At 73.9% G+C, this 20838-nt stretch carries 18 protein-coding genes; 12 read left to right on the plus strand and 6 right to left on the minus strand.

What is annotated here, in order from left to right:
• Positions 1-942 (minus strand): EamA family transporter (locus IEZ31_RS40665; RefSeq protein WP_373294766.1); only part of this gene is annotated, 942 nt, incomplete at its 3' end.
• A gap of 50 nt (positions 943-992) precedes the next feature.
• Here IEZ31_RS40665 and IEZ31_RS40670 point away from each other — a divergent pair.
• Genes IEZ31_RS40670 through IEZ31_RS40680 form a run of 3 tightly spaced genes read left to right on the plus strand, consistent with a single transcriptional unit; the run spans position 993 to position 5371 of the window.
• Positions 993-1430 (plus strand): Lrp/AsnC family transcriptional regulator, encoded by a 438-nt coding sequence (locus tag IEZ31_RS40670; protein WP_308429478.1) that lies wholly within the window; start codon positions 993-995, stop codon positions 1428-1430.
• 42 nt (positions 1431-1472) lie between these two features.
• Positions 1473-2801, plus strand: a complete 1329-nt coding sequence (locus IEZ31_RS40675; RefSeq protein ID WP_190255450.1) for an SWIM zinc finger family protein — start codon at positions 1473-1475, stop codon at positions 2799-2801.
• The gene (locus tag IEZ31_RS40680; RefSeq protein WP_229836434.1) at positions 2798-5371 is read left to right on the plus strand and encodes a hypothetical protein; all 2574 of its coding nucleotides are present in this window, start codon (positions 2798-2800) and stop codon (positions 5369-5371) included. The genes IEZ31_RS40675 and IEZ31_RS40680 overlap by 4 nt, the downstream gene beginning before the upstream one ends.
• Before the next feature lie 288 nt (positions 5372-5659).
• Here IEZ31_RS40680 and IEZ31_RS40685 read toward each other — a convergent pair whose 3' ends face one another.
• Together IEZ31_RS40685 and IEZ31_RS40690 are read right to left on the minus strand one after the other, a co-directional pair.
• Entirely contained in the window at positions 5660-7777 is a 2118-nt protein-coding gene (locus IEZ31_RS40685) for an Hsp70 family protein (protein ID WP_190255451.1), read from the minus strand.
• Positions 7778-7895: 118 nt separating this feature from the next.
• The gene (locus IEZ31_RS40690; RefSeq protein ID WP_190255452.1) at positions 7896-8246 is read right to left on the minus strand and encodes a cupin domain-containing protein; all 351 of its coding nucleotides are present in this window, start codon (positions 8244-8246) and stop codon (positions 7896-7898) included.
• Between the two features lie 23 nt (positions 8247-8269).
• Between IEZ31_RS40690 and IEZ31_RS40695 the strand changes: the two genes are divergently transcribed.
• Genes IEZ31_RS40695 through IEZ31_RS40710 form a run of 4 tightly spaced genes read left to right on the plus strand, consistent with a single transcriptional unit; the run spans position 8270 to position 10467 of the window.
• Positions 8270-8854, plus strand: a complete 585-nt coding sequence (locus IEZ31_RS40695) for a TetR/AcrR family transcriptional regulator (RefSeq protein WP_190255453.1) — start codon at positions 8270-8272, stop codon at positions 8852-8854.
• 36 nt (positions 8855-8890) lie between these two features.
• On the plus strand, positions 8891-9244 hold the full coding sequence (locus tag IEZ31_RS40700) for an MmcQ/YjbR family DNA-binding protein (protein WP_190255454.1): 354 nt from the start codon (positions 8891-8893) through the stop codon (positions 9242-9244).
• Positions 9245-9274: 30 nt separating this feature from the next.
• The gene (locus IEZ31_RS40705; protein WP_190255455.1) at positions 9275-9850 is read left to right on the plus strand and encodes a TetR/AcrR family transcriptional regulator; all 576 of its coding nucleotides are present in this window, start codon (positions 9275-9277) and stop codon (positions 9848-9850) included.
• Positions 9847-10467 carry a maleylpyruvate isomerase family mycothiol-dependent enzyme gene (locus IEZ31_RS40710; protein WP_190255456.1) on the plus strand — a complete coding sequence of 207 codons (621 nt, stop codon included), beginning with the start codon at positions 9847-9849 and terminating at the stop codon, positions 10465-10467. The genes IEZ31_RS40705 and IEZ31_RS40710 overlap by 4 nt, the downstream gene beginning before the upstream one ends.
• 429 nt (positions 10468-10896) lie before the next feature.
• On the opposite strand, the gene IEZ31_RS40715 is transcribed toward IEZ31_RS40710, so the two are convergent.
• Positions 10897-11535, minus strand: coding sequence for a class I SAM-dependent methyltransferase (locus tag IEZ31_RS40715; RefSeq protein ID WP_190255457.1), 639 nt, complete (start codon positions 11533-11535; stop codon positions 10897-10899).
• A gap of 213 nt (positions 11536-11748) precedes the next feature.
• Between IEZ31_RS40715 and IEZ31_RS40720 the strand changes: the two genes are divergently transcribed.
• The 5 genes from IEZ31_RS40720 to IEZ31_RS40740 all read left to right on the plus strand — a co-directional run bounded on the left by IEZ31_RS40720 (position 11749) and on the right by IEZ31_RS40740 (position 17068).
• Entirely contained in the window at positions 11749-12753 is a 1005-nt protein-coding gene (locus IEZ31_RS40720; RefSeq protein ID WP_190255458.1) for a hypothetical protein, read from the plus strand.
• 18 nt (positions 12754-12771) lie between these two features.
• Positions 12772-13323 carry a GNAT family N-acetyltransferase gene (locus tag IEZ31_RS40725; RefSeq protein WP_229836437.1) on the plus strand — a complete coding sequence of 184 codons (552 nt, stop codon included), beginning with the start codon at positions 12772-12774 and terminating at the stop codon, positions 13321-13323.
• A gap of 64 nt (positions 13324-13387) precedes the next feature.
• Positions 13388-13960 (plus strand): RNA polymerase sigma factor, encoded by a 573-nt coding sequence (locus IEZ31_RS40730; protein ID WP_190255459.1) that lies wholly within the window; start codon positions 13388-13390, stop codon positions 13958-13960.
• Complete coding sequence (locus IEZ31_RS40735) at positions 13957-14910, plus strand: CU044_5270 family protein (RefSeq protein WP_190255460.1); 954 nt, start codon at positions 13957-13959, stop codon at positions 14908-14910. The genes IEZ31_RS40730 and IEZ31_RS40735 overlap by 4 nt, the downstream gene beginning before the upstream one ends.
• A 109-nt stretch (positions 14911-15019) precedes the next feature.
• Complete coding sequence (locus IEZ31_RS40740) at positions 15020-17068, plus strand: MMPL family transporter (protein WP_190255461.1); 2049 nt, start codon at positions 15020-15022, stop codon at positions 17066-17068.
• 231 nt (positions 17069-17299) lie between these two features.
• Here the strand turns inward: IEZ31_RS40740 and IEZ31_RS40745 are convergent, their stop codons facing one another.
• Together IEZ31_RS40745 and IEZ31_RS40750 are read right to left on the minus strand one after the other, a co-directional pair.
• Positions 17300-18442 carry a tetratricopeptide repeat protein gene (locus IEZ31_RS40745; RefSeq protein ID WP_190255462.1) on the minus strand — a complete coding sequence of 381 codons (1143 nt, stop codon included), beginning with the start codon at positions 18440-18442 and terminating at the stop codon, positions 17300-17302.
• A 126-nt stretch (positions 18443-18568) separates the two neighbouring features.
• On the minus strand, positions 18569-20731 hold the full coding sequence (locus IEZ31_RS40750; protein WP_190255463.1) for a discoidin domain-containing protein: 2163 nt from the start codon (positions 20729-20731) through the stop codon (positions 18569-18571).
• Between the last annotated feature and the right edge of the window lie 107 nt (positions 20732-20838).

Genomic DNA, 20838 nt, shown 5'->3' on the forward strand with positions numbered 1-20838 from the left:
GCTCGCCGCCTGGCTCGTCTCCTGGGTTGTCTCGTGGGTTGTCTCGTGGGTTGTCTCGTGGGCTTTCTCCGGCGGTGGGCGGTGGACGGCCAGCGCGACGGCGACCAGGGCGATGCCCGCGACGTCCTGTGCGGTTGGCAGCTGGGCCAGCACCACCAGACCGACGACCGCCGCGGAGGCGGGCAGGACGCTGAGCATCAATGCGAACGTCGACCGGCGCACGCGGGCCATCGCGAGCTGGTCGGCGACATACGGGATCACGGATGAGCACACGGCGACGCCCAGTCCGGCCAGCAGCCACGTGGGATGCATCAGGGCCGGTGCGGCGTCGAGCACTCCGACGGGTGCCGCCACCACCGTGGCCACGAGCATAGCCCCACCCAGCCGGTCCACGCCGCCCCACGCCCCACCCGCTACCGATTCCGTCGCCAATCGATGACCCAACGTGATGTACACCATGAACAACCCGCAGTTGAGGAACGCGAACACCAGCCCGAGCGGCTCGCCGCCGAGGCGGACCTCGGTCAGCAGCGCCACACCGGCCACCGCCAGGACCAGCGCGAGGGCGTTGCGCGGCCCGCGGACGCCCGCCGCGGCCAGCACGACGACGCCGAGGAACTCGATCGCACCGACCGTCGCGAGCGGCAGGCGTTCGATGGCCAGGTAGAACACCGTGTTCATGGCCGCCAGCGCCGCGCCGAAGCCGAGCAGGACCGGGCCGCCCCGGCGCAGGGTCCGCCACGGGCGGCGCCACGCCGTGAACACCAGCGCCGCGAAGGCGACGCGGAGCCAGGCGACGCCGGCGGCATCGACATGCGCGAACAGCAGCACGGCAAAGGCGGGGCCGAGGTAGTGGAAGACGGCGCTGACGGCCAGCAGCGCCGGGGCCGGAACTCGCGTGGTCACTGGTCGATCGTGGTCCGCCCGCGGTACAACGTGAATGGCCGAATGAAGGTGGAGGGATCGTTGTGGCTGCAGATTCCAGGCATCCGCTGCTCGACACAATCAACCTGAAACTGCTCGCGGAGCTGAGCGCCAATCCTCGGCTATCGATGTCGGAGCTGGGGCGCAGGGTGCGGATGTCGGCGCCGGCGGTGACGGAGCGCGTGCAGCGGCTGGAGCAGGCGGGGATCATCAAGGGGTACCGGTTGTTGCTCGATCCGGAGACCTTCGGGCTTCCGGTGACGGCGCTGGTGCGGGTGCGGCCGGGGCCGGGTCAGCTGCCGGCCGTGGCGCAGGCGGCGCAGGAGACGCCGCAGGTCGTGGAGTGCCTGCGGGTCACGGGCGAGGACTGCTTCGTGCTGACGGTTCACGCTCCGTCACTGGCGGCGCTGGAGGAGGTGCTCGACCGGTTCCTCCTGCACGGGCAGACGACCACGTCGATCGTCGTTTCGACGCCGGTACCGCTGCGCTCGCCGCCGCTGGAATGATCTTGCCGAAAAATGTCGGTGGGTGCGGCTATGGTCTGGGCTGTGAACGCGGTGCAGACGTATCGGTATCTCGCCCCCTCCGGGCTGAGCAGCTCCGGAGTGGCCCTGCAGACGAGCGGCGGGCCGGCCGCCAACCCCCGGTTCTTCAGCGGCTTCCTCACGACGCCGCCGGCCGCGGCGGCCGGGTTGCTGGCGGTGGCCGAGGTGGCCCGCACGCGGTATTTCCAGCCGGTGAGCCCGGCCAGCCTCGACCCGGTCGTCACCGGCAGCGCCGACCGCCTGCGGTTCGAGTCGTTCTCCGGCTGCTGCGGGGTGTATGCGCGGCTGGACGCGCTGCCGGCCGGGCTCGACGGCGAGATCGTCGCGCACGGCACCACCAACGTCGACGTCAACCGGCCGCTGCGGGAGGCGCTGGCCCGGGTGGCCGGGATCGAGCCGCTGCACCTGTCGGTCGGGCCCGACGACCTCACCGTGTCCACCATGGACGGCTCGGTGGTGGAGCGGAAGGTGCCGCTGCCGTCGCGGTGGCTGCGCGGGTTCGCCGAGGTGCACGTGCTGGCCGCCGCGTTCGAGCCGCGGGCCGAGCTGCCGGCGGCGGAGGCGGCCGCGTTCCTGCGCCGGCTGCCCGGCGCGAGCGACCGGTCGGTGCTGTGGGCGGTGCCCGCCGGGCGGACGCTGCGGCTCACGTCGCGGCCGGCGCCGGGCGCGGTCTGCCTTGCCGGCGCCGGGCGGCTGGCGGCGCTGCGCGGCATGCTGCGGTTCGCGACCGCGCTGCGGGTCTACGGGCCGGCCGTGCGCGCCGGGTCGGCGCCGGTGGCCAGCACCTGGGAGCTCGACACCGGCGCCCTGCGGCTGTCGCTGACGCTGTCGCCGGAGCCCCATCGCGGGTTCTCCGGCGAGGGTGCGGCGCTCACCGCGCTGGCCGGCGACGACGTCACCGACGACGCCGAGCTGGTGAGCGCGCTGCTGTCCTGGGACCCGACGATCGACGTCGACGCCCTCGCCACGGCGGCGGGCCTCGACGCCGGCCGGGTCCGCGGCGCGCTGGCCCAGCTCGGCACCGCTGGGCGGGTCGGGTTCGACGTGTCCGAGGCGGCGTATTTCCACCGCGTCATGCCGTATGAGGCGGGCCGGGCCGAGCGCGACAACCCGCGGCTCGCCGGCGCACGGGCCCTCGCCGACGCGGGCGCCGTCGAGCTCGACGGCGACACCGCGGCGACGGTGCGCAGCGGCGACCAGGTCTATCGGGTGCGCCGCCGGCCCGACGGCGGTCTCACCTGCACCTGCCCCTGGTGGGCCAAGCACCGCGGCGACCGCGGCCCCTGCAAGCACGCCCTCGCGGTGTCGATGACGGTGCGGGTGCCGGCGTGAGCGCCGGGCTGTTCGACTTCGACCAGCTGACCGACGGGCGGGTCGGCGCCACCGCGACGGCGTTCGCGGGATTCGACGAGGCGCAGCGGGCGGTGCTGGCGGGCGAGCTCACGGCCTACCTGAAGCGCCGCCGCGACAACTGGTGGTGGGGCAACGATGCGTCGGCGCTCGCGGTCGCGACCGTGGGCTGCGCGCCGAGCGCCGCGGCGGCCGCGAAGATCCTGGCCCGCACCGCCGTGGCCGTGCCGGGCGATGCCCTGCTGCCGGTGCGGACCGTCGCCGTGGCGCGGGGCGTGACCTGGCTGCCCGACCTGGCCCACCGAATTGCCGCCACCTTCACGCGGGACGACTTCAACCGCTGGCCGTTCGTCGCCGGGCTCCTCGTGGACGCCGGCGCGGCGCCGCCCACGGGCGAGCACTTCATTCGCGGCTGGCTCGCCCACCTCGGCTTCCCCGCCGACCACCGCGCCCGCTCGCGGCCGGTGCTCGACCGGCTGCGCACCAACCCGTTCCTCGACGTGTTGCTGCCGGCGATGTTCGAGCACGACGACGTCCCGGCCGGCCTGCTGCTGTATGAGGCGCATCACGACGGGCGGCTCGGGCTGGTGCAGGCGCTGGCCGTGCTCGCCGGGGAGGGGCGGCTCGACCGGGCCGCACTGCTGGACGGCTGCGTGGCCGGGCTGCTGCGCGGCGGCCGGCCGGGCGCCCAGCGCGGGCTGCTCGCGCTGCACGACGCCCTGGCGCCGACGACGGCGGACGTCACCGCCCGCGCCCGGGACTACCTGCGGCTGCTCGCCGACGGGCCGGCCCAGGCGGCGGGCATGGCCCAGAAGGCGCTGCGCGACGCCGACGCGGCCGAGCCCGAGGCGCTGCTCGACGCCTCCGCCGCGGTGCTGCTGCGGCCCGACAAGGGGCTGGTCCGGGCGCAGCTCAGCTGGCTCGGCCGGGCCGCGGCCCGCCACCCCGGCCGGGCCGCCGAGTTCGGCGCCGCCATCGCCGTCGCCTGCTCGCACGACGCCGTCGACATCCGCGAGCGGGCCGCCGCGCTCGCCGCGAAGCACGGCGCTGCCCCGGCCGGGCCCGCCGGTGCCGCCGGTGCCGTTCTCATCGGCTCGGGCGACGACCTTCCGCCGCCCGCCGGCCCGGCCCCCGCCCCGGCGCCGATCACCGACCCGGACGAGCTGGCGGAGGAGCTGGCCGCGCTCTCCGACTGGCGGACCCCGACCGCGCCGGCACTGGAGCGGGTCATCGACGCCGTGGTGCGGCTCGCCGGCACCGATCGCGACCGGGTCGCGAAGTCCCTCATGCCGGTCGTCGAGCGGCACGGCCGCTACCCCGGCGATCCGGGCTTCCACGCGTCGGCGCTGCTGTTCGCCGCCGTGTGGTCGGCGATCGACCAGCCCGGCCAGCGGGCGCATCGGGAGCGCTGGGCGGCCAACCTGGCGGCGATCCGGCGCGGCGGCTCGGCCCAGCAGGTGCCGGCCGACTCCCGCGTCCCCCCGCCGCAGCGGCTCCTGCGGGCCCGGCTGGCCGAGGCGGGCCTCTACGGCGGCGGGTTCGACGGCCCGACCGCCCGCCCCGGCGGCCTGCTCGCCGCGCCGACCTCGGCCAACGGCGCGCTCGACCCGGCCGTGCTGCTCGACCGGCTGACCGCGCTCGGCGACGACCAGCCCTGGGACTGGGACCTCACGCAGGCCCTGCTGCGGCTGCCCCCGGTCGTCGACGAGCCGCTCGCCGCCCGCGCCGCGGCCCTGCGCACGCCCGGCGGCGACCGCCTCGCGGCCTGGCTGCGCGCGGGCGGCCTGCCCGCGCCGGTCCTCACCGTCGCCGACACCACCCGCGTCCACCCCCGCGACGTCCGGCACGACCGGTGGGCACACGGCGACCGCATCAAGGTCACGCTGGAGCAGGCCTGGCACCCGGACGACCGCGCGCTCATGCTCGGCTTCCACATCCCGTCGCTGGGCGCCAGCTTCGGCGACGCGGTGCTGCTGTGGCCATCGGTCCTGCCGGGATATCGCGCGCTCGTCGCCGCCTACGTCCTGCCCGAGGTCGCCGCCGCCGCGGACCTGGAGCAGCGCGGCTCCGCCGCCGTCCTCCCCCTGCTGGCCGAGTGCACGGGCGACGGCTCGCCGGCGCTGCCGGTCACGCTGGCGTATGGTCTCGTCGCCCGCCACGAGCCCGACCGCACCGCCGCCCTGGACGCCCTGCTGATGCTGGCCGCCGGCGGCGACCTCGACGCCCCAGCCGTGGGCACCCACCTCGGCACCCTGGGCGCGTCCTCGATGGCCCCGGTCGCCCGCGCCGTGCTCCCGTTACGCGACGCCGCCACCGCCGGCGCACCGCTGACCGTGTGGCGAATCCTCCAGGCCGCGTTACCGGCCCTGCTGGCGGCCCCGACCCCGCCGCGCGGCACCCCGGACCTGCTGACGTTGGCGGCCGAGACGGCGACGGCCACGGCCGGCCGGGGCCCGGTCGCGGGCTTGGCCGACCTGGCCGCGCGCCGCGGCTCGTCCCGCCTGCTCACGGAGGCCCGCCGCCTGGCGTCGGCGTTGTCCTCGGCCGGCTGATCCGCCCGCCCCGTGGCGGGTCAGGCGCCTCGCGGTCGGCGGCCGGCCCGTCGACTTCGGCGCCGTCGGGTCCGTCCCGCTGGCTCGCTGTCGCTTCCAGCTCCGTGCCGGCCCGACGCCGCGCTCCGCGCAGGTCAGGGCAGGGTCGCTGCGCCACCTCCGCGGGCATGAGCCGCCGCGGGTCGGTCGCCGGTTCATGATCGCGGACGTTTCTGTGTCGCCGGCGATACACAAACGTCCGCGATCATGATGGCCCTATCCAGCCGACCGCTGCGGCGCCTCCGCGTGTTACGCCAGCGGGGTCACTGCCTTCTTGAAGGTGGCTTTCGTGGACTCGATCGCCTTGTCGCGCAGCGCGGTCTTCTCCTGCGCTGTCCAGCCGACCGCGTCCGCTCGCACCACGGTCAGGTTCGTCGTCCAGACCAGGTTGTTGTCGCGGGCGGTCACGACCAGGGTCAGGGTGCGCTTCTCCAGGTCGGTGCTCGAGTGCTGTTCATACGCGAAGCCCTGTTCGCCCAGGCCGTCGACCGTTGTCACCTGGCTGTTGAGGCGGGCGTTGTCGACCGTGCCCTGGAAGGTTGTGCCGGCCGTGCCCAGGTCGGCGTACACCTGGGCGTTGAAGCTGATCGTCGCCGCCTGGTAGCCCGTCGGGCTGGTCTCGTTCCTCGTCCTCGTCAGGGTGCAGATGCTGTAGCCGAAGACCGTGGTCAGCTGGCGTTGGGCACCCGGATCGCCGGTCGCCTTCGGATACTGGGCGGTGATCGCGGACACGTCCGCCGAGTCGCACAGGTTGGCCGGGAGCTTGGTCATGACGTACTTGCCCGCGGCGCCCCGGAGGTGGGTCGAGCTGCCCGCGGTCGACGGGGTCGCGTCGCCCGGGGTGGCGTCGCCGGTGCCGAGGAGCTTCACGGCGGCGAAGGCGGCTCCCGACAGTACCGCCAGGACCGCCACGACTGCGAGGACCGTCGCGGCTGGGGAGCGGCGGCGTGGCCTCGGGCCGGACGGTGGGCGGGGCGTTGCCTGCGGGCCCGGCGGGGACGAGATCGGGGGCGGCGGGAGCTGGGCGTCCGTCGAGTACGGGCCCGCCACGGCCGGGTTGGCGGAGATCTGGGTCGCCGGGGAGTACGGGACCGACGGGGACACCGGAGACGCCGGGTACGGGGACGTCGGAGCGAACGGAGGCGCGTACGGCGGGCCCGAGGCCGGGACGCCGGGAGGAGCGAACGGCGGGCCCGAGGACGGGATGCCCGCAGGGGCGTACGGCGGGGCCGAGGACGGCGGGGCGAACGGCGCTGCCGAGAACGTCGACGTGGACGGGAACGCCGTCGTTGCCGGGCCCATTGTCGCGGTCGGGAAGGCCTGCGTGGCCGGGGGCAGGCTCGACGCGTACAGCGAGCCTTCCGCGACCACCAGCTCCGGCTGCTCGGCCACGAGCGGCGCGATGCCCAGGGCCTCGTGCAGCAGCGTCGCGACCAGCGGGATGCGGCTCGATCCGCCGACCAGGAACACGCCCGCCACCGACGACGCCGGGACGCCGGACTGCTGGAGCAGGGCGCGGGTCATCGCGATCGTCGGGCGCAGCACCGGGCGGGCCAGCCCCTCCAACTGCTCGCGGCCGAGCGGCACCTCCTTGGCCAGCGCCGGCACCATGACCAGCGTGCCGCTGGCGCGGGAAAGCATCTCCTTGGCCGAGCGGACGTCGTCCCACAGCTGGCGGCGGGCGGCCGGGGTCGTCCACAGCTCGCCGTACGTCGCCTGGAGGAACGCGATCACCGCCGCGTCGACGTCCAGGCCGCCGAGGTCGTTGAGGCCGTCGGAGGCGACCGGTGCGAAGCCGGTGGGCTGGCGGCGCAGGAGCGTGACGTCGCAGGTGCCGGCGCCCAGGTCGTAGACGAGCACGCAGGCGCCGACGGGCAGGTCGCCGCCGCGGGCATGGGCGAGGTACATGGCGGCGGCGAGGGGTTCGCCGACGAGCTCGATCCCGCCGTACCCCACCTGCCGCGCGGCCTCGGCGAGCAGTGCCCGCCGGCCGGAGCCCCAGTTCGCGGGGTGGGTGAGGACGATGTCCGCGATCGGGCCGGCGACCCGGGTGGCCTCGGTCGTGACCCGGCGCAGGACGGCCACGATCAGGTCGAGGACCGCGACCTCGGCGTCGCCGAGCAGCACGGTGACGTCGTCGATGCGCCGCTTCGGGTTGGGCTCCAGGCGCTCGGGCGCGCCGCGCGCGAGGTGGGCCGCGTCCCGGCCGGTGTGCAGGCGCCCGTCCAGGCCGAGCAGCACCGCCGACGACAGCAGCGGCGAGCCGTCGAAGAGCAGGGGCAACACGCGACCGTCGGGGCGTTGCAGCATGCCGACCGTCGTCGAGGTGCCGAAGTCCACCCCGAGCCGGAAGCGCTGACCCGTCATGGTCGGCGAGCGTAACAGGCGGTCACGAACCCGGAGCGGGACGCCGCGAGGGCCTCCACAGTGGACTCCACCACATCCCCCGACATGCCGCCAGGGTAACGGTGCGGTTCAACCCCGGCTACGGAGTGTCCGGACCGAGGGCTCCACCTGCCGTCGGTGCACCCGGATCCTTCAGCTCGACGAACAGCGTGTGCGTGCCGGTGCCGCCGGTGTTGTGGCCGCTGTGCTCCTGCGCGGGCAGCCAGCGCACCTCGTTGGCCGGCAGGTCGACGTCGACCTCCCGCCCGCCGGACGAGACGCGGCGGCGGAACGCACTCAGCGTGACCATGACGCTGTCGGGGTGGCGGTGCGGGTTGGTGCGGTCGCCCGGCTGGTCGCGGTACTCCAGCACCCGGACCCGCGCGTTCTCGAACACGACGCGGTAGAGCTGCGGGTCGGTGACGGCGGGGTCGTGGGACTGGAGTTCCATGGGATTACGGTACCATCATGGCAATGCCAGTACCATATGAGTCGACCGGGCGAACGCAGCAGAAGTCGCGGACGAGGCAGGCCCTGGTCGACGCCACCCGGGAGCTGCTCGCACGCGGGCTGACGCCGCAGGTCGAGGAGGCCGCCGAGCACGCGGGCGTGTCGCGCACGACGGCGTACCGCTACTTCGCCAACCAGCGGGCGCTGCTGGTCGCCGCGCACCCGCAGCTGGCGCCGGAGTCGCTGCTGCCCGACGACCCGCCGGACGATCCGCGCGAGCGGCTCGACGCGGTGATCCGGGCGTTCACGCGGTACAACTTCGAGTGGGAGCCCCAGCTGCGCGCCTCGCTGCGGCTGTCGCTGGAGCCCGGCGCCCCCCGGCCGGCGCTGCGACAGGGCCGGGCGATCGCCTGGATCGCCGAGGCTCTGGCACCGCTGCGAGCCACGCACCCGGACCGGGACGTGAACCAGCTGGCGGTGGCGATCCGGTCGGCGACAGGGATCGAGACGCTCGTGTGGTTGCTGGACGTGGCCGGCCAGTCGCGGGACGAGGCGACGGAGACGGTGCTCGGCACGGCTCGCGCGCTGCTGGCGGCCTTCGGCGGTTGACCCGGAATTGTCGTACCCCGTCGGTACGGTGCAGCCATGACGGACCCCGACGACGTTCCGGACACGTATCTGAGCCGGCTGCGGGCGATCTGCGGCGCCCTGCCGGAGACCCAGGAGCAGCCGGCGTGGATCGGCACGCGATGGCGCGTGCGGCAGAAAACGATCGCGCATGTGTACATGCGGGAGGACGGCTGCGTGGTCACGTTCCGCTCACCCGGGGACGAGATCGCGGGGCTGTTAGCCGGCGGGCCCCCGTTCGCCAAGGCCGAGTGGGGCACCGACGTCGTCGTGATGACCCTGAGCGACGACACCGACTGGGAGGAGGTCGCCGAACTGCTGACGGAGAGCTACCGCGTCCAGGCCCCGAAACGCCTCGCACAACACTTGTAGTCGATTCGACTACGGATGTAGTGTGGTCGCATGCCCAACCGGCGTGACGACCTCCTCGACGCTACGATCGACGTGATCGGCGGGTCGGGCATCCGTGCCCTCACCCACCGGGCGGTCGACGCCGCGGCTGGCCTGCCCGCCGGATCCACGTCCAACCTGTTCCGCACGCGCGAGGCGCTCATCAACGCGGTCGTCGAGCGGTTCGCGGAGCGGGAGCGGGCAAACTGGGAGGAGATCGCGCTCACCGCACTGCCGACGACGCCGTCCGAGCTGGCCGACGTGATGATCCGCGCGACCCACACGGCGACGGGGCCGCAGCGGACGCTGACGCTGTGCCGCTACGCGATCCTGGTCGAATCGGCGATCCAGCCCGCGCTGCGCGAGCAGCTGCTGGCGACCGGCGCGCGGGTCAACGCGTGGTTCCGCACCTGGCTGAGGGCGGCCGGCTCGGCCGACCCGGACCGGGACGGGCCGCTGCTCGCGAACCACTGGACCGGGCTGATCCTGCACGAGCTCGCCATTCCCGCCCCGGCCTTCGACCCGGGCCCGCAGATCCGCGCCATGGTCGAGGCCGTCATCCGCCCCGCCCAGGAGGTGGCGTCATGAACGACGACCAGGTCTGGCTCGCGATCGACCGGCAGCGGACCGCTGTGGTTGAGCTGCTCGGCTCGTTACCGGCCGAGGAGTGGCAGCACGACTCGCTGTGCGCGGGGTGGACCGTCCGGGAGGTGGCCGCGCACCTGACGCTGCAGGAGCTGCGGTTCGGGCAGCTGCTCGCCGCGCTGCCGGCGATGGCGCGGGCCCGGTTCGACGTGGAGCGGCTCACGCACGACCTGGCCTGCGCGCGGGCCCGGGAGCTGACCCCGGAGGCGATCGTCGCGGCGATCCGGGCGACGATCGGCAACCGGCGGCACAATGCCGGGGTCACGGTGCGCGAGACGCTCATCGACATCCTGGTGCACGGGCAGGATATCGCCGCGCCGCTCGGCCGGGAGCTGCCGATGGAGCCCGCGGCCGTCGCCGAGGCCATCACACGGATGTGGACCATGCGGTGGCCGCCGCCGTTCCCGGCCACGCGGCGACTGCGCGGGCACCGGCTGGAGGCCACCGACGCCGACTTCGCGATCGGCGACGGGCCGGCCATCCGGGGGCCGATCGGGGCGCTCGCCCTGCTGTGCGCGGGACGCGAGGAGGCCGCACGGCCGCAGTTGAGCGCCTTCTAGCAGCGCGGCGGCTTCCCGCGGCGACTTCCGGCGGCAGCTTCCGGCGGCAGCTGCCCCGCGGCGGCTCCAGGCTGCGGCTGCCCGCGGTGGCTTCCGCGAGCGGCTCGACGTTCATTGGCCGCGTCCGGCGGCAGCTTCGAGCCATCGCGCCCCGCCCGCGCTCGCCGCCCGGCCCGCGGCCCCGGGCACAACCCTGCCCCACCCGCGCTCGCCGCCCGGTCCACAACCCTGCCCCGCCCACGCCCCCGCCGCGCCCTGACCGGTACGCGACCGCCGAGATCCGCGCGTTTCGGCGGCCTCCCAGCAGGACCTCCCAGCAGGGCCGCGCCTCCGCACCCCGCTGCGCCCGCCCGCGGCCGGCCGGGGATAGGACGTCGCTCTGGAACGACATCCGGAATGCCGTCCGGAGTGCATGCCGGCCGGGGGTGGTCAGCGCTTCCTGGCCAGGATGTGGGCCTGGCGGCTGTGTTCCTGCTCGTCGGGCTCGCGGATGAGCTGGGCCAGCACCGCGAAGCCCGCATCCCCCAGCAGCTCCACCACCCGATCCGGCGGGTGGCGGTGGAAGTCCAGCGAGATCTCGCTGCCGAAGCCGTGCGTCACGTGCCGCAGCTCGGTGCGGACCTGGAAGCCCAGCAGCACGTGGCCGCCCGGTGCCAGCACGCGGTGGAACTCGTCGAAGACCGCCGGCAGGTCGGGCAGCGGGATGTTCACGATCGAGTACCAGGCGAGGACGCCGCCCAGCTCACCCGGCGGGAGGTCCAGCGCCGTCATCGTGCCGACCTCGAACGACAGGTGCGGGTAGGTGCGGCGGGCCACCGCGACCATGCCCGGGGCCAGGTCCACGCCGAAGACCTCCAGGCCGCGGCGGTGCAGGTACTCGGTCGTGTTGCCGGGGCCGCAGCCCAGGTCGGCGACCGGGCCGGCGGGCGAGGCGGAGACCAGCTCGGCGAACACCCGGAGCATCGCCCGGCCGAACGGTTTGAAGTCCAGGGCCGACCGCGACTCCTCGGCGTACGCCTCCGCGACGGCCGTCCACGACTCGCGCGTGGCAGCAAGGTAGTCGGTCACCGGCGCATGCTACTGAACGCGATCATCCCCGTGGCCCGGGGTAGAGCGGGCCGGCCGGGGAACGGAAAGACGGTTGCCGGTCATCTCGCGCAAACCCGGCTGTTGCCGGACGGAACGCCGCACTTCGTTCGGCGGTCGTCGTCGCGACACGCCTACGCATAGACGACTTCCTACATTCTCGTCCATCTATTGGTACCGAATGTGGGAGCACAGATGCGCAAGTGGAGCAGGATCGCGGCGACCGTTGCCCTCGGGGCGACGCTGGCCGTGCCCGTCCTCCCGGGCACCGCGGCGGCGGCCGTCAGCGACGCCGACCTGGCGCTGCGGTGGGCGCCGATCCACTACCAGGACGTGGACGTCACCGGCGGGCACGCGATCGCCGGCCGGGCCGACTACATCACCAGGATCGACTTCGACGGCAACTGGGTGGGCCGCGACAACTGGGACCACGCGCCGTCCTACCCGCTGGCGGCGAGCGTCTACTACTCGGTGGTGACGACCAGCACGCACTGGTACCTGACGTACCTCTTCTACCACCCCCGCGACTGGATCGATCACCCGTTCTTCGAGACCGAGCACGAGAACGACGGCGAGGGTGTGCTCTTCACGATCGAGCGCGACGGTTCGCAGTACGGCGTGCTGCGCGCCGCGGTCACCGTCGCGCACTCGGACTTCTACTCGTACACGCCGGCCGGGAGCACCTGGACGACCGGGGGCGAGACGGTCGACGGCACGCTGCAGTTCCAGTCCTCGCCGCACGACTCGTTCCAACACCCGGTGACCGCGCAGGAGACGCACGGTCACGGGCTGAAGGCGTACCCGCAGTACAACATCAACGGCGACGGCATCGTGTACTACTCCTCGGCGACCGTCTCCGAGCTGCCGGCGAACGGCGACGACCGGGACGTACGGTACAAGCTGGTGAACATCTTCGCGGCGGGCGGCCTGTGGGCGCAGCGCAGCAACACCGCCCTGTTCGCGAGCTGGGGCACCTTCGCCGGTGACGACGCCGGCAGCGGCTCCGACGCGTGCGGCTCGGGCACCTGGGACTGCACCACGAACTCGGCGAACGCCCCGTGGGGCTGGGACGACGCCGACGACGTCCCGGGCCGCGGCGAGCTGGCCACCGACCCGGCCCGGGTGGCGGCCGCGTACTTCACGGTGCCCGGCGCGCTCGCCCGCACGTACGAGGTCAATCACTACACGAACCCGGCCTGACCCGGCTACCGTCTCGGGGTGCACGGCATCCTCGAGTACCCCGAGGCGGAGACGCCGGCCGGCCTGCGCGCCCAGGTCGCCGAGCTGCGGCGGGCGGCCTGGCCCGGGCCGGACTTCGCGCACGACCCCGCGCTGCGACCGCTGAGCCTGCTGCTGGTCGACGACGGCACCGTGCTGGCCGCGCTGGACGTCCTGCACAAGGAGCTCGACCACGCCGGCGAGCGGTGGGCCGCGGCCGGCCTCAGCACCGTCGTCACCCACCCCGAGCACCGCGGCCGGGGGCACGGCTCCCGGCTCGTCGCCGCGGCACGCGAGCGCATCGACGCCGACCTCGGCATCTTCACCTGTGACCGGCCGCTCGCGCCGTTCTACACCCGGTCCGGCTGGGTCGAGCTGCCCGGCACCGTGCTCGTCGGCGGTACCGAAGCATCCCCACTCGCCAGTGACCACCCCGGCTTCGACAAGGTCACAATGGCCGGGTTCCGCTCGGCCCGCGCCATCCGCCGGCGTCGGGCCTTCGAGCATTCGCGGATCCTGTTGTACTGCGGGCAGATCGACCGGCTCTGGTAAGGCGCACCGCGAACACTTCTCCCTCCTGCGGCGAACTACTGGTGTGGTCGTCAGAAGCGAGGAGATGGACTTGGTGGTGTTGACACCGTCCGACGCGGACGTCATCGCCGCGGCGGGCCGGGCCCCGGAGCATTTCGCGGTCCTGTTCGACCGGCACTACGCGGCGATCTACGCCTACGCGGCGCGGCGGCTCGGACCGGATCTGGCCGAGGACTTGGCGTCGGAGACGTTCCTGGTGGCGTTCGACCGGCGGGACAAATACGACACGGCCCGCGCCGACGCGCGGCCGTGGCTGTTCGGCATCGTGTCGAACCTCGTCATGCGGCACGGCCGGGCCGAGTCCCGGCGGCTGAGGCTGCTGGCCCGCGCGGCCGCCGAGGGGCCGGCCGACCCGCCGGACGAGTTGGTCGCCGGGCGGGTCGACGCGGCGGTCGCGCGGGGGCGGCTCGCCGCGGCGCTGGCCCGGCTGCCCCTGGCCGACCGCGACGTGCTGCTGCTCGTCGCGTGGGCCGGGCTCAACCAGCAGGAGGCCGCCGAGGCGCTGGGCATCCCGGCCGGCACCGCCCGGTCGCGGCTGCACCGGGCGCGGCAGGCGATGCGGCGCGCACTGGATCTCGAGGTCGAGGAGAACGAATGATGGACGAGATGACGATGCTGCGCGAGGCCTTCGGGCCGGACGCGACGCCGCCGGACGCGGCGCGGGACCGGGCGCGGGTCGCCCTGCTCGACCGGATGGCGCCGGCGGCCCCGCGGCGCCGGTCGCGGCGGTGGGTGCTGCGGGCCGGCCTGACCGGGGCGGTCGCCGCGGCGGCCGTCGTGGCCGGGGTGGCGGTGGAGAACCTCGGCAGCCCCGACGGCGGCGGCCCGCTGCCGTTCCCGCGGCCGGCCAACGCGGCCGAGGTGCTGGAGAACGCCGCCTGGGCGGCCGGCCGGAAGCCGTGGCGGAACCCGCGACCGGACCAGTTCATGTACAAGGAGACGCAGGAGCTGCGCAACCCGCCGGAGATCGAGCGCGACGACCCGAACGGGCACCTGCGCCTCGACGTGGCCCGCAACGTGGTGCGGCGCGAGTGGCACCGGGTCGACGCGCAGATCTGGGCCCGCACCGAGAACGGCCGGCTGGTCATCGAGCGGCAGGGCGACGGCGCCTACTGGAGCCGGCTGGACTACGCCGAGCTGGCTCGGCTCACCACTGCCGACAAGTGGCTGGCCTGGGACCGGACGCCGCGCAACTACGGCGTGGACCTTCCCCGGATCCCCGGCCAGTACGTGCTGCCACCGGCCGTCGAGGCGGCGCTGTTCCGGGCGCTGGCCCGGCGCGACGGTGTGCGGCTCAACCCGGACGCGGTGAACATCGACGGCCGCCCCGCGATCGGCCTGGGCCAGGTCCTCGAGGGGTACCTCGCCGAGGAGCTGCTCTTCGACCGGGAGACGTACGCGCTCATCGGCGAGCGGCTGGTGGCGGTCGCCGACCACACGAACATCGACGAGCACGGCAACCCGGACGTCACCCGCAACGGCGAGCTGCACGTGCAGCGCATCTACACGGCATCGGCGATCGTCGACCACCCCGGCGACACCCGGTAGCGCCACCCGTCGCTCTCGCGAGCTAAGGGTCGTCGCTCTCAGGAGCTAGGGGATTGACCGCTCCTGCCGGGGATGTCTGACGGGGGTCCGGCAGACGAGCATCGACCGCATGTTTCGGGTCCTCACACAACTGGCGCTGCGCCGGCCGGTGCTCGTCATCGTCTTCTGGGTCGCCGTCGTCGGCGTGGGCCTCGGCGTCGGCACCGGGGTCTTCGCGAAGCTCACGGCCGACGTCGCGACCGTGCCCGGCAGCGAGAACGAGCGCGCGATCGAGCTGCGCGACGACGCCGGGCCGCAGCCCCAGCACCTCACCGTGGTCGCGGTCGGCGGGGTGGCCACCACGGCGGCGTTCGCCGAGGTGGCCGCCCTGCCCGGCGTCGTCGAGGTCGGGCCGGCGCTGCCGTCCGGCGACGGGCAGGCGGTGCTGCACGACGTGGTCCTCGCGCCCGGGGCCACGGAGGCGCAGGCGGACGCCGTCGCCGAGCGGCTCCGCTCGGTCGACCGCGAGCGGGTGAGCGTCGCCGGCGGGCCGCTGACCAACCTGGAGTTCGGCGCACAGGCCCAGTCCGACGTCCAGCGCGCCGAGCTGATCACGCTGCCGGTGGTGCTCATCCTGCTGGTCCTGGTCTTCGGCGGGCTGCTCGCGGGCGCGATGCCGCTCGTGGTCGCGGTCGCCGGGATCGGCGGCACGTTCGGCCTGCTGTACCTGTTCAGCTTCGTCACCGACGTCTCCGTCTACGCCATCCAGGTGGTGACGATGCTGAGCGTCGGGCTCGCCGTCGACTACGGGCTGCTGCTCATCAGCCGGTTCCGCACGGAGCGGGCGGTCACGTCCTCGGTCCCCGAGGCGCTGGGCCGGGCGGTCGAGCGGGCCGGGCGGACGATCGCGGTCACCGGGCTGACCGTGGCGGCGAGCCTGCTCGGGCTGGCGGTGTTCCCGGACGCGTTCCTGCGCTCGATGGGTCTCGCCGGCGCCGGGGTGGTGCTGGTGAACATGCTCGCCGTGCTGTCGCTCCTGCCGGCGATCCTGGCGCTCGCCGGCCAGCGGATCAAGCCGGCGGCGCCGGCGGCGGACTCCGGCCTCTTCGCCCGGCTCGCCGCGGCGGTGCAGCGCCGGCCGGTCCTCACCACGCTGGTGACGGCGGTCGCGATGCTGGCCTTGGCCGTGCCGTCGCTGCAGCTGCGGCTGGCGAACAGCGACGCGCGGGCGTTGCCGGCCTCGACGCAGACCCGCCAGCAATACGACGCGCTGGCCGCCCACTTCCCCGAGCTGACCGGGCCCGACGTCATCGCGGCCGTCGCCCGGTCCGGGGCCGGCGACCCGGCGCTGGCGGCGTTCGCCGACCGGGTGCGGGCGGTGCCCGGGGTGGCCTCGGCCAAGGTGGTGCCGGTGTCCGCGACGGTGAGCGTGGTGCGGGCGACGCCGCGGCACGAGCCGTGGACCGCCGAGGGCCGGGCGACGCTGGAGGCGGTGCGCGCGGTGCCGGCGCCGTTCGAGGTGCTGGTGGCGGGCGACGTGGCCCGGCTGGTGGACTACCGCTCGATGCTGTCGCCCTACGGGCCGTGGGCCGCGCTCGTCGTGTTCGCGGCGACGTTCGCCCTGCTGGCCGCGTTCACCCGGTCGGTGCTGCTGCCCCTCAAGGCGGTGCTGACCAGCGTCCTGAGCATCGGGGCGGCGCTGGGCGTCGTGGTCCTGGTGTTCCAGCAGGGCCACCTGGCGACGTGGCTCGGCTCCGAGCAGCTCGACGCGGTGGACCTCACGGTCCCGGTGCTCGTGGCGGCGATCGCGTTCGGCCTGTCGGTCGACTACGAGGTGTTCCTGCTGGCCCGGATCCGCGAACGTTACCTGGAGACCGGCGACGCGCGGGCCTCCGTGGCCACCGGCCTGCAGCAGACCGGCCGGATCGTCACCTCGGCCGCGCTCCTGCTGGTGGTCGTGTTCGCCGGGTTCCTGGTGGGCGGCTTCGCCCCCATCAAGGAGATCGGCGTCGGCCTGGTCGTCGCCATCGTCCTGGACGCGACGCTGGTCCGCATGCTCCTGGTGCCGGCCACGATGACGCTCCTGTCGCACGGGGCCTGGTGGCCCGGCCGCCGCGGCCGGACCCGCCCGCCGGCACCGGTCCCGGCCGTCCGTGCCGAGGAGCCGGCGCGCACCTGACGTGACCGGACCGACCGCCTCCCCGCGCGCGAGTGCCGGCACGCGCCGCGTGGCGGTCGGGGTCGAGCATGATCGCGGACAACCGGCACGCGCCGCGTGGCGGTCGGGGTCGAGCATGATCGCGGACGTTTCTGGGTCGCCGGCGACACACAAACGTCCGTGATCATGATGGCGGGTGGGCGCCGACCGCCTGGCCCTCGCGATCGTGCTCGGCACCCAGGCCCTCGTCGACTATGAGCCGAGATTCCAGTCGGTGCTCTCGGCGGTGAACTGGTTGAACGGGTCGGGGTCGGTGCCGTCCCACAGGTGGCTGCCGTAGGGCTGGCCGCCGGATGATGCGGACGCCTGGCCGCCGGATGCCGACGCCTGGCCGCGGAGGCGGTACGGCGCCGGCCACGCGGCGGCCTCCTCCTCGCGGCCGAGCCAGCGCAGCAGCTCGTGCACCGCGACGGCGAGTGCCGGGTTCCTCCAGCGCTCGTAGTGGGCGATCGCGGTCGCCACCGCCTCGTCCTCGCGGCCCCGCACGGCCAGCAGGCGGCCCAGCGGGAACGAGCTGTGCGGCCCGGCCGCGAGGTGGTCGCGCAGCACCAGCTCGGCGTCGTCGAGGCGGTCGGCCCGCCAGAGGTGCTCGGCGAGGGCCGGGCGGTCGAGCGCGCCCAGCGAGCTCAGGTCGAGCAGGATCGTCCGGTTGTACAGCGCCATCGCGGCGGCCGGGTCCCCGAGGGCCGCGTGCATCCGGGCCGCCAGCAGCACGGCCCGCGCGTGGGACGGGTCGCGGTCGAGGGCGGCCTCCGCGAATACCAGCGCCTCGGCGTGCCGCTGCTGCGACTCGTCGTGGCGCGCGAGCGCGAACAGGAAGCCGGCCGCGCCGGTCGACAGTGCCAGCTCGCGGACCGGGGCCAAGGCGTCCGGGGTCAGCCGGCCGGCCAGGCGGGTGTAGGCGGGCACGCTGCCCTCGGCGGCGGCCAGTCGCAGGCAGCGCTCGTAGCGGGCCGGGTCCGTGTCGCGGAAGGTGTCCACGATCGCGGCGTGGTCGGCCCAGACCGCGTCGGTGCGGCCACCGTCGCGCAGGGCCAGCCACATCCGGTACCGCCGCCCCAACCGGCCCGGCAACTCCTCGGGTATCCGGTCGACCGCGAACCAGGCGGCGGCCCCGCCGGCGACCAGGGCGACGAGGGCCGCCACGAACCACGGCAGTGCGAGCAGGCTCAGGCCGCCGGCGGTCGCCGCCGCTCCCAAGACAACTGCCGTCCGCAGCCCGAGCACCTCGAGCGCGGACGACCCGACACGAAGTCCCCCGATGGTCTTCACGCCGTCCATGGTGCGCCCGCCGCGCCACCACCCCACGTGCTGCGCGACGGGCGCACCGTCCACGGGACGGGATCCGTGACCGGATGCGGCGGACGGCTCGCCCGGGACGGTGGCGGCCGTCCCGGGCGAGCGTTCTGAGAGCGCTCTCACAGAGTTGTACGTCGATACTTCGGTGTTGTCAAACCTCGGCTACGGATAACTGACCACCTTGACGGGCACCGTCTGCTGCCCCTGCGCCGGGCCGCCGGTGTCGTTGACGACGTGGGCGATCGTCCCCTTGCCGCCGAGCGACACCGTGAGCAGGTGGTGGAAGCGCACGTTCGGGTTCACCGGCGTCTCGAAACCGTGCTCGGCGACGATCGTCGGGTCGGTCGTGAAGTTGCAGTAGCTGCCCATCCCCCACGCCTCGTGCGACGTCACCGTGTCGGCGACCTTGTACGCCGCGTAGCCACGGGCCCCGGTGCGCCACCCGGACTGGCTCGGCGGGTCGTAGGGCATCTCGTTCTGGAAGAAGATCGTCCGGCCGCGCTGACCGTTCCAGATCACCTGGTCCTGCTGGTAGTGCTCGACGAAGAGGCCGTAGGCGCTGACGTCGTCGCCGTTGACGACGAGGCCGTGATCTGCGGTGTTCGTCGTCCAGCCGACGCCCGAGCCATGGTCGGCGCGCCAGGCCCAGATGTGGTCGATGATCGTGTTGCGACTGTTCACGATCAGGCTGTTGGTCGCCTTGCCGGGGCCTGCGCCGCCGATGCGGAAGAAGGCGTCCTGGATCGTGATCGGGTTGGCGGCGTGACTCGACGAGGCACCCGCCGTGCCGACGGTCAGGAGGGCAGCGGAGTTGACCGGTCCGGCGTCGAACAGGAGACCGGCCACCTTCACGCCGTCGACGTCGGCGACGCGCATGGCCTCGACGCCGTTGTCCGGGATCAGGGTCGGGTAGCCGATGCCGAGCACGACGGTGTCCGGGTTGGTGACGTTGAGCGTCTGGTCCAGGTGGTAGACGCCGGGCGTGAACAGCAGGTGCCGGCCGCACGCGAGCGCGGCGTTGATCGTGGCCGCGGTCGCGCCCGGGCGCACGACGTAGAAGCTGCTGATCGGGATGGACGTGCCGGGCGTCGGGCCGCCCTGCCAGGTCGTGCCGGCCGCGTTCGTGCGCAGGTTCGGGACGAGCACGCTGTAGGTGTTGCCGTCGAGGTACAGGTACGGCTTCTCCCGGATGACCGGCGTCGTGGCGAGGGTCGTGTACGGCGGGTCCGGGAACGCGTCGGCCGGTGCGCCCTGCACGCCGGAGAACACCATGTTCCACACGCCGTTGACCCAGCCGCCGACGCGGCTGTCCCGGGTGTACCACTGCTGCTGCGAGTACGGCCCGACGCTGCCGTCGATCACGCTGTCGGCGATGTAGCCGCCGCTCGCCCAGCCGTAGCCGTTGGGCGCGAGGTTGAGCTTGCCGCGGATGTGCACCCGGCGCATCGGGGCGGCCTGCGCGACCGCCCACCGGTCGCCGTTGTTCGCGACGCTGGGCACGATCGCCAGGTTCTCGATCGAGCGCCAGAAGTTCTGCGTGGCGTTGCCGCCGAACCAACCGGCGTCCACGGTGACGTCGCCGTTGATGGTCACGTCGTCGACGTTGCGGCCGAGGCCGAGCACCGACGTGTAGAAGCCGGTGTTGACGTTGATCCCGCTGTACGTCCCGGGCTTGAACGCCAGGGCGTAGCGCTGCGAGCCGAACTGGTTGGACTCCATCTCGGCGAACACCTGGTCGGCGCGCGCCTGGATGGCGGAGGCGGACATCGACGGGTCGAAGACGATGACGTTCGGCCCGAGGTCGGTGCTGGCGGGCGGGCACTCCGGCGTCGTCGGCGTGCCGCTGTAGACCGCGAACTCCTTGATGGAGTACCCGTAGCGGGTGGCACGCTGGGTGCCGTACATGCGGATGTACCGGCCGGATCCGCTCACCGCGAGCGTCTGCGTGCCGCCCGCGCTCGTCGTCGTGGAGTAGATCGGCGTCCAGCTGCCGGCGGCGCCGGTCGGCGACACCTCGAGGCTGAACGCGCGGGCGTACGAGTTCTGCCAGGTGATGACGACCTGGCAGATCTCCGTCGTGGCACCGAGGTCGACCTGCAGCCACTGCGGGTCGCTGAACTGGCTCGACCAGCGGGTGTTCACGTCGCCGTCGACCGCTTTGGCGGGCACGAGGCTGCCGTTCTCGTTCGACGACGCGGTGGCCGTCTTCCCTTGGGCGACATTGGTGGTACCGCAGGCAGCACCCGCGGCGCCGGCCGTCGCACCCAGCAGGGCGACGGTGCCGGTGAACAACAGGGTCACGGCGACCAGGGCTCTTCGGAGCATGGCTTCTCCTGTGGTGGGGTCGGGATCTGGCGGGATCGTTCGACATCACGCACCGCTAGCGGATATGCACGGGACGCTAGCGAAGCCGCTCAGGCCACGACAATCGC

This window comes from Dactylosporangium sucinum (assembly GCF_014647515.1).
Taxonomy (GTDB): domain Bacteria; phylum Actinomycetota; class Actinomycetes; order Mycobacteriales; family Micromonosporaceae; genus Dactylosporangium; species Dactylosporangium sucinum.

Excerpts from the sequence above, each read along its gene's own strand:
- IEZ31_RS40720 (WP_190255458.1), top strand. The coding sequence starts at position 11,749 with ATGCGCAAGTGGAGCAGGATCGCGGCGACCGTTGCCCTCGGGGCGACG.
- IEZ31_RS40750 (WP_190255463.1), bottom strand. The coding sequence starts at position 20,731 with ATGCTCCGAAGAGCCCTGGTCGCCGTGACCCTGTTGTTCACCGGCACC.
- IEZ31_RS40705 (WP_190255455.1), top strand. The coding sequence starts at position 9,275 with ATGCCCAACCGGCGTGACGACCTCCTCGACGCTACGATCGACGTGATC.
- IEZ31_RS40690 (WP_190255452.1), bottom strand. The coding sequence starts at position 8,246 with ATGGAACTCCAGTCCCACGACCCCGCCGTCACCGACCCGCAGCTCTAC.
- IEZ31_RS40735 (WP_190255460.1), top strand. The coding sequence starts at position 13,957 with ATGATGGACGAGATGACGATGCTGCGCGAGGCCTTCGGGCCGGACGCG.
- IEZ31_RS40740 (WP_190255461.1), top strand. The coding sequence starts at position 15,020 with ATGTTTCGGGTCCTCACACAACTGGCGCTGCGCCGGCCGGTGCTCGTC.
- IEZ31_RS40730 (WP_190255459.1), top strand. The coding sequence starts at position 13,388 with ATGGACTTGGTGGTGTTGACACCGTCCGACGCGGACGTCATCGCCGCG.
- IEZ31_RS40700 (WP_190255454.1), top strand. The coding sequence starts at position 8,891 with ATGACGGACCCCGACGACGTTCCGGACACGTATCTGAGCCGGCTGCGG.
- IEZ31_RS40695 (WP_190255453.1), top strand. The coding sequence starts at position 8,270 with ATGCCAGTACCATATGAGTCGACCGGGCGAACGCAGCAGAAGTCGCGG.
- IEZ31_RS40685 (WP_190255451.1), bottom strand. The coding sequence starts at position 7,777 with ATGACGGGTCAGCGCTTCCGGCTCGGGGTGGACTTCGGCACCTCGACG.
- IEZ31_RS40710 (WP_190255456.1), top strand. The coding sequence starts at position 9,847 with ATGAACGACGACCAGGTCTGGCTCGCGATCGACCGGCAGCGGACCGCT.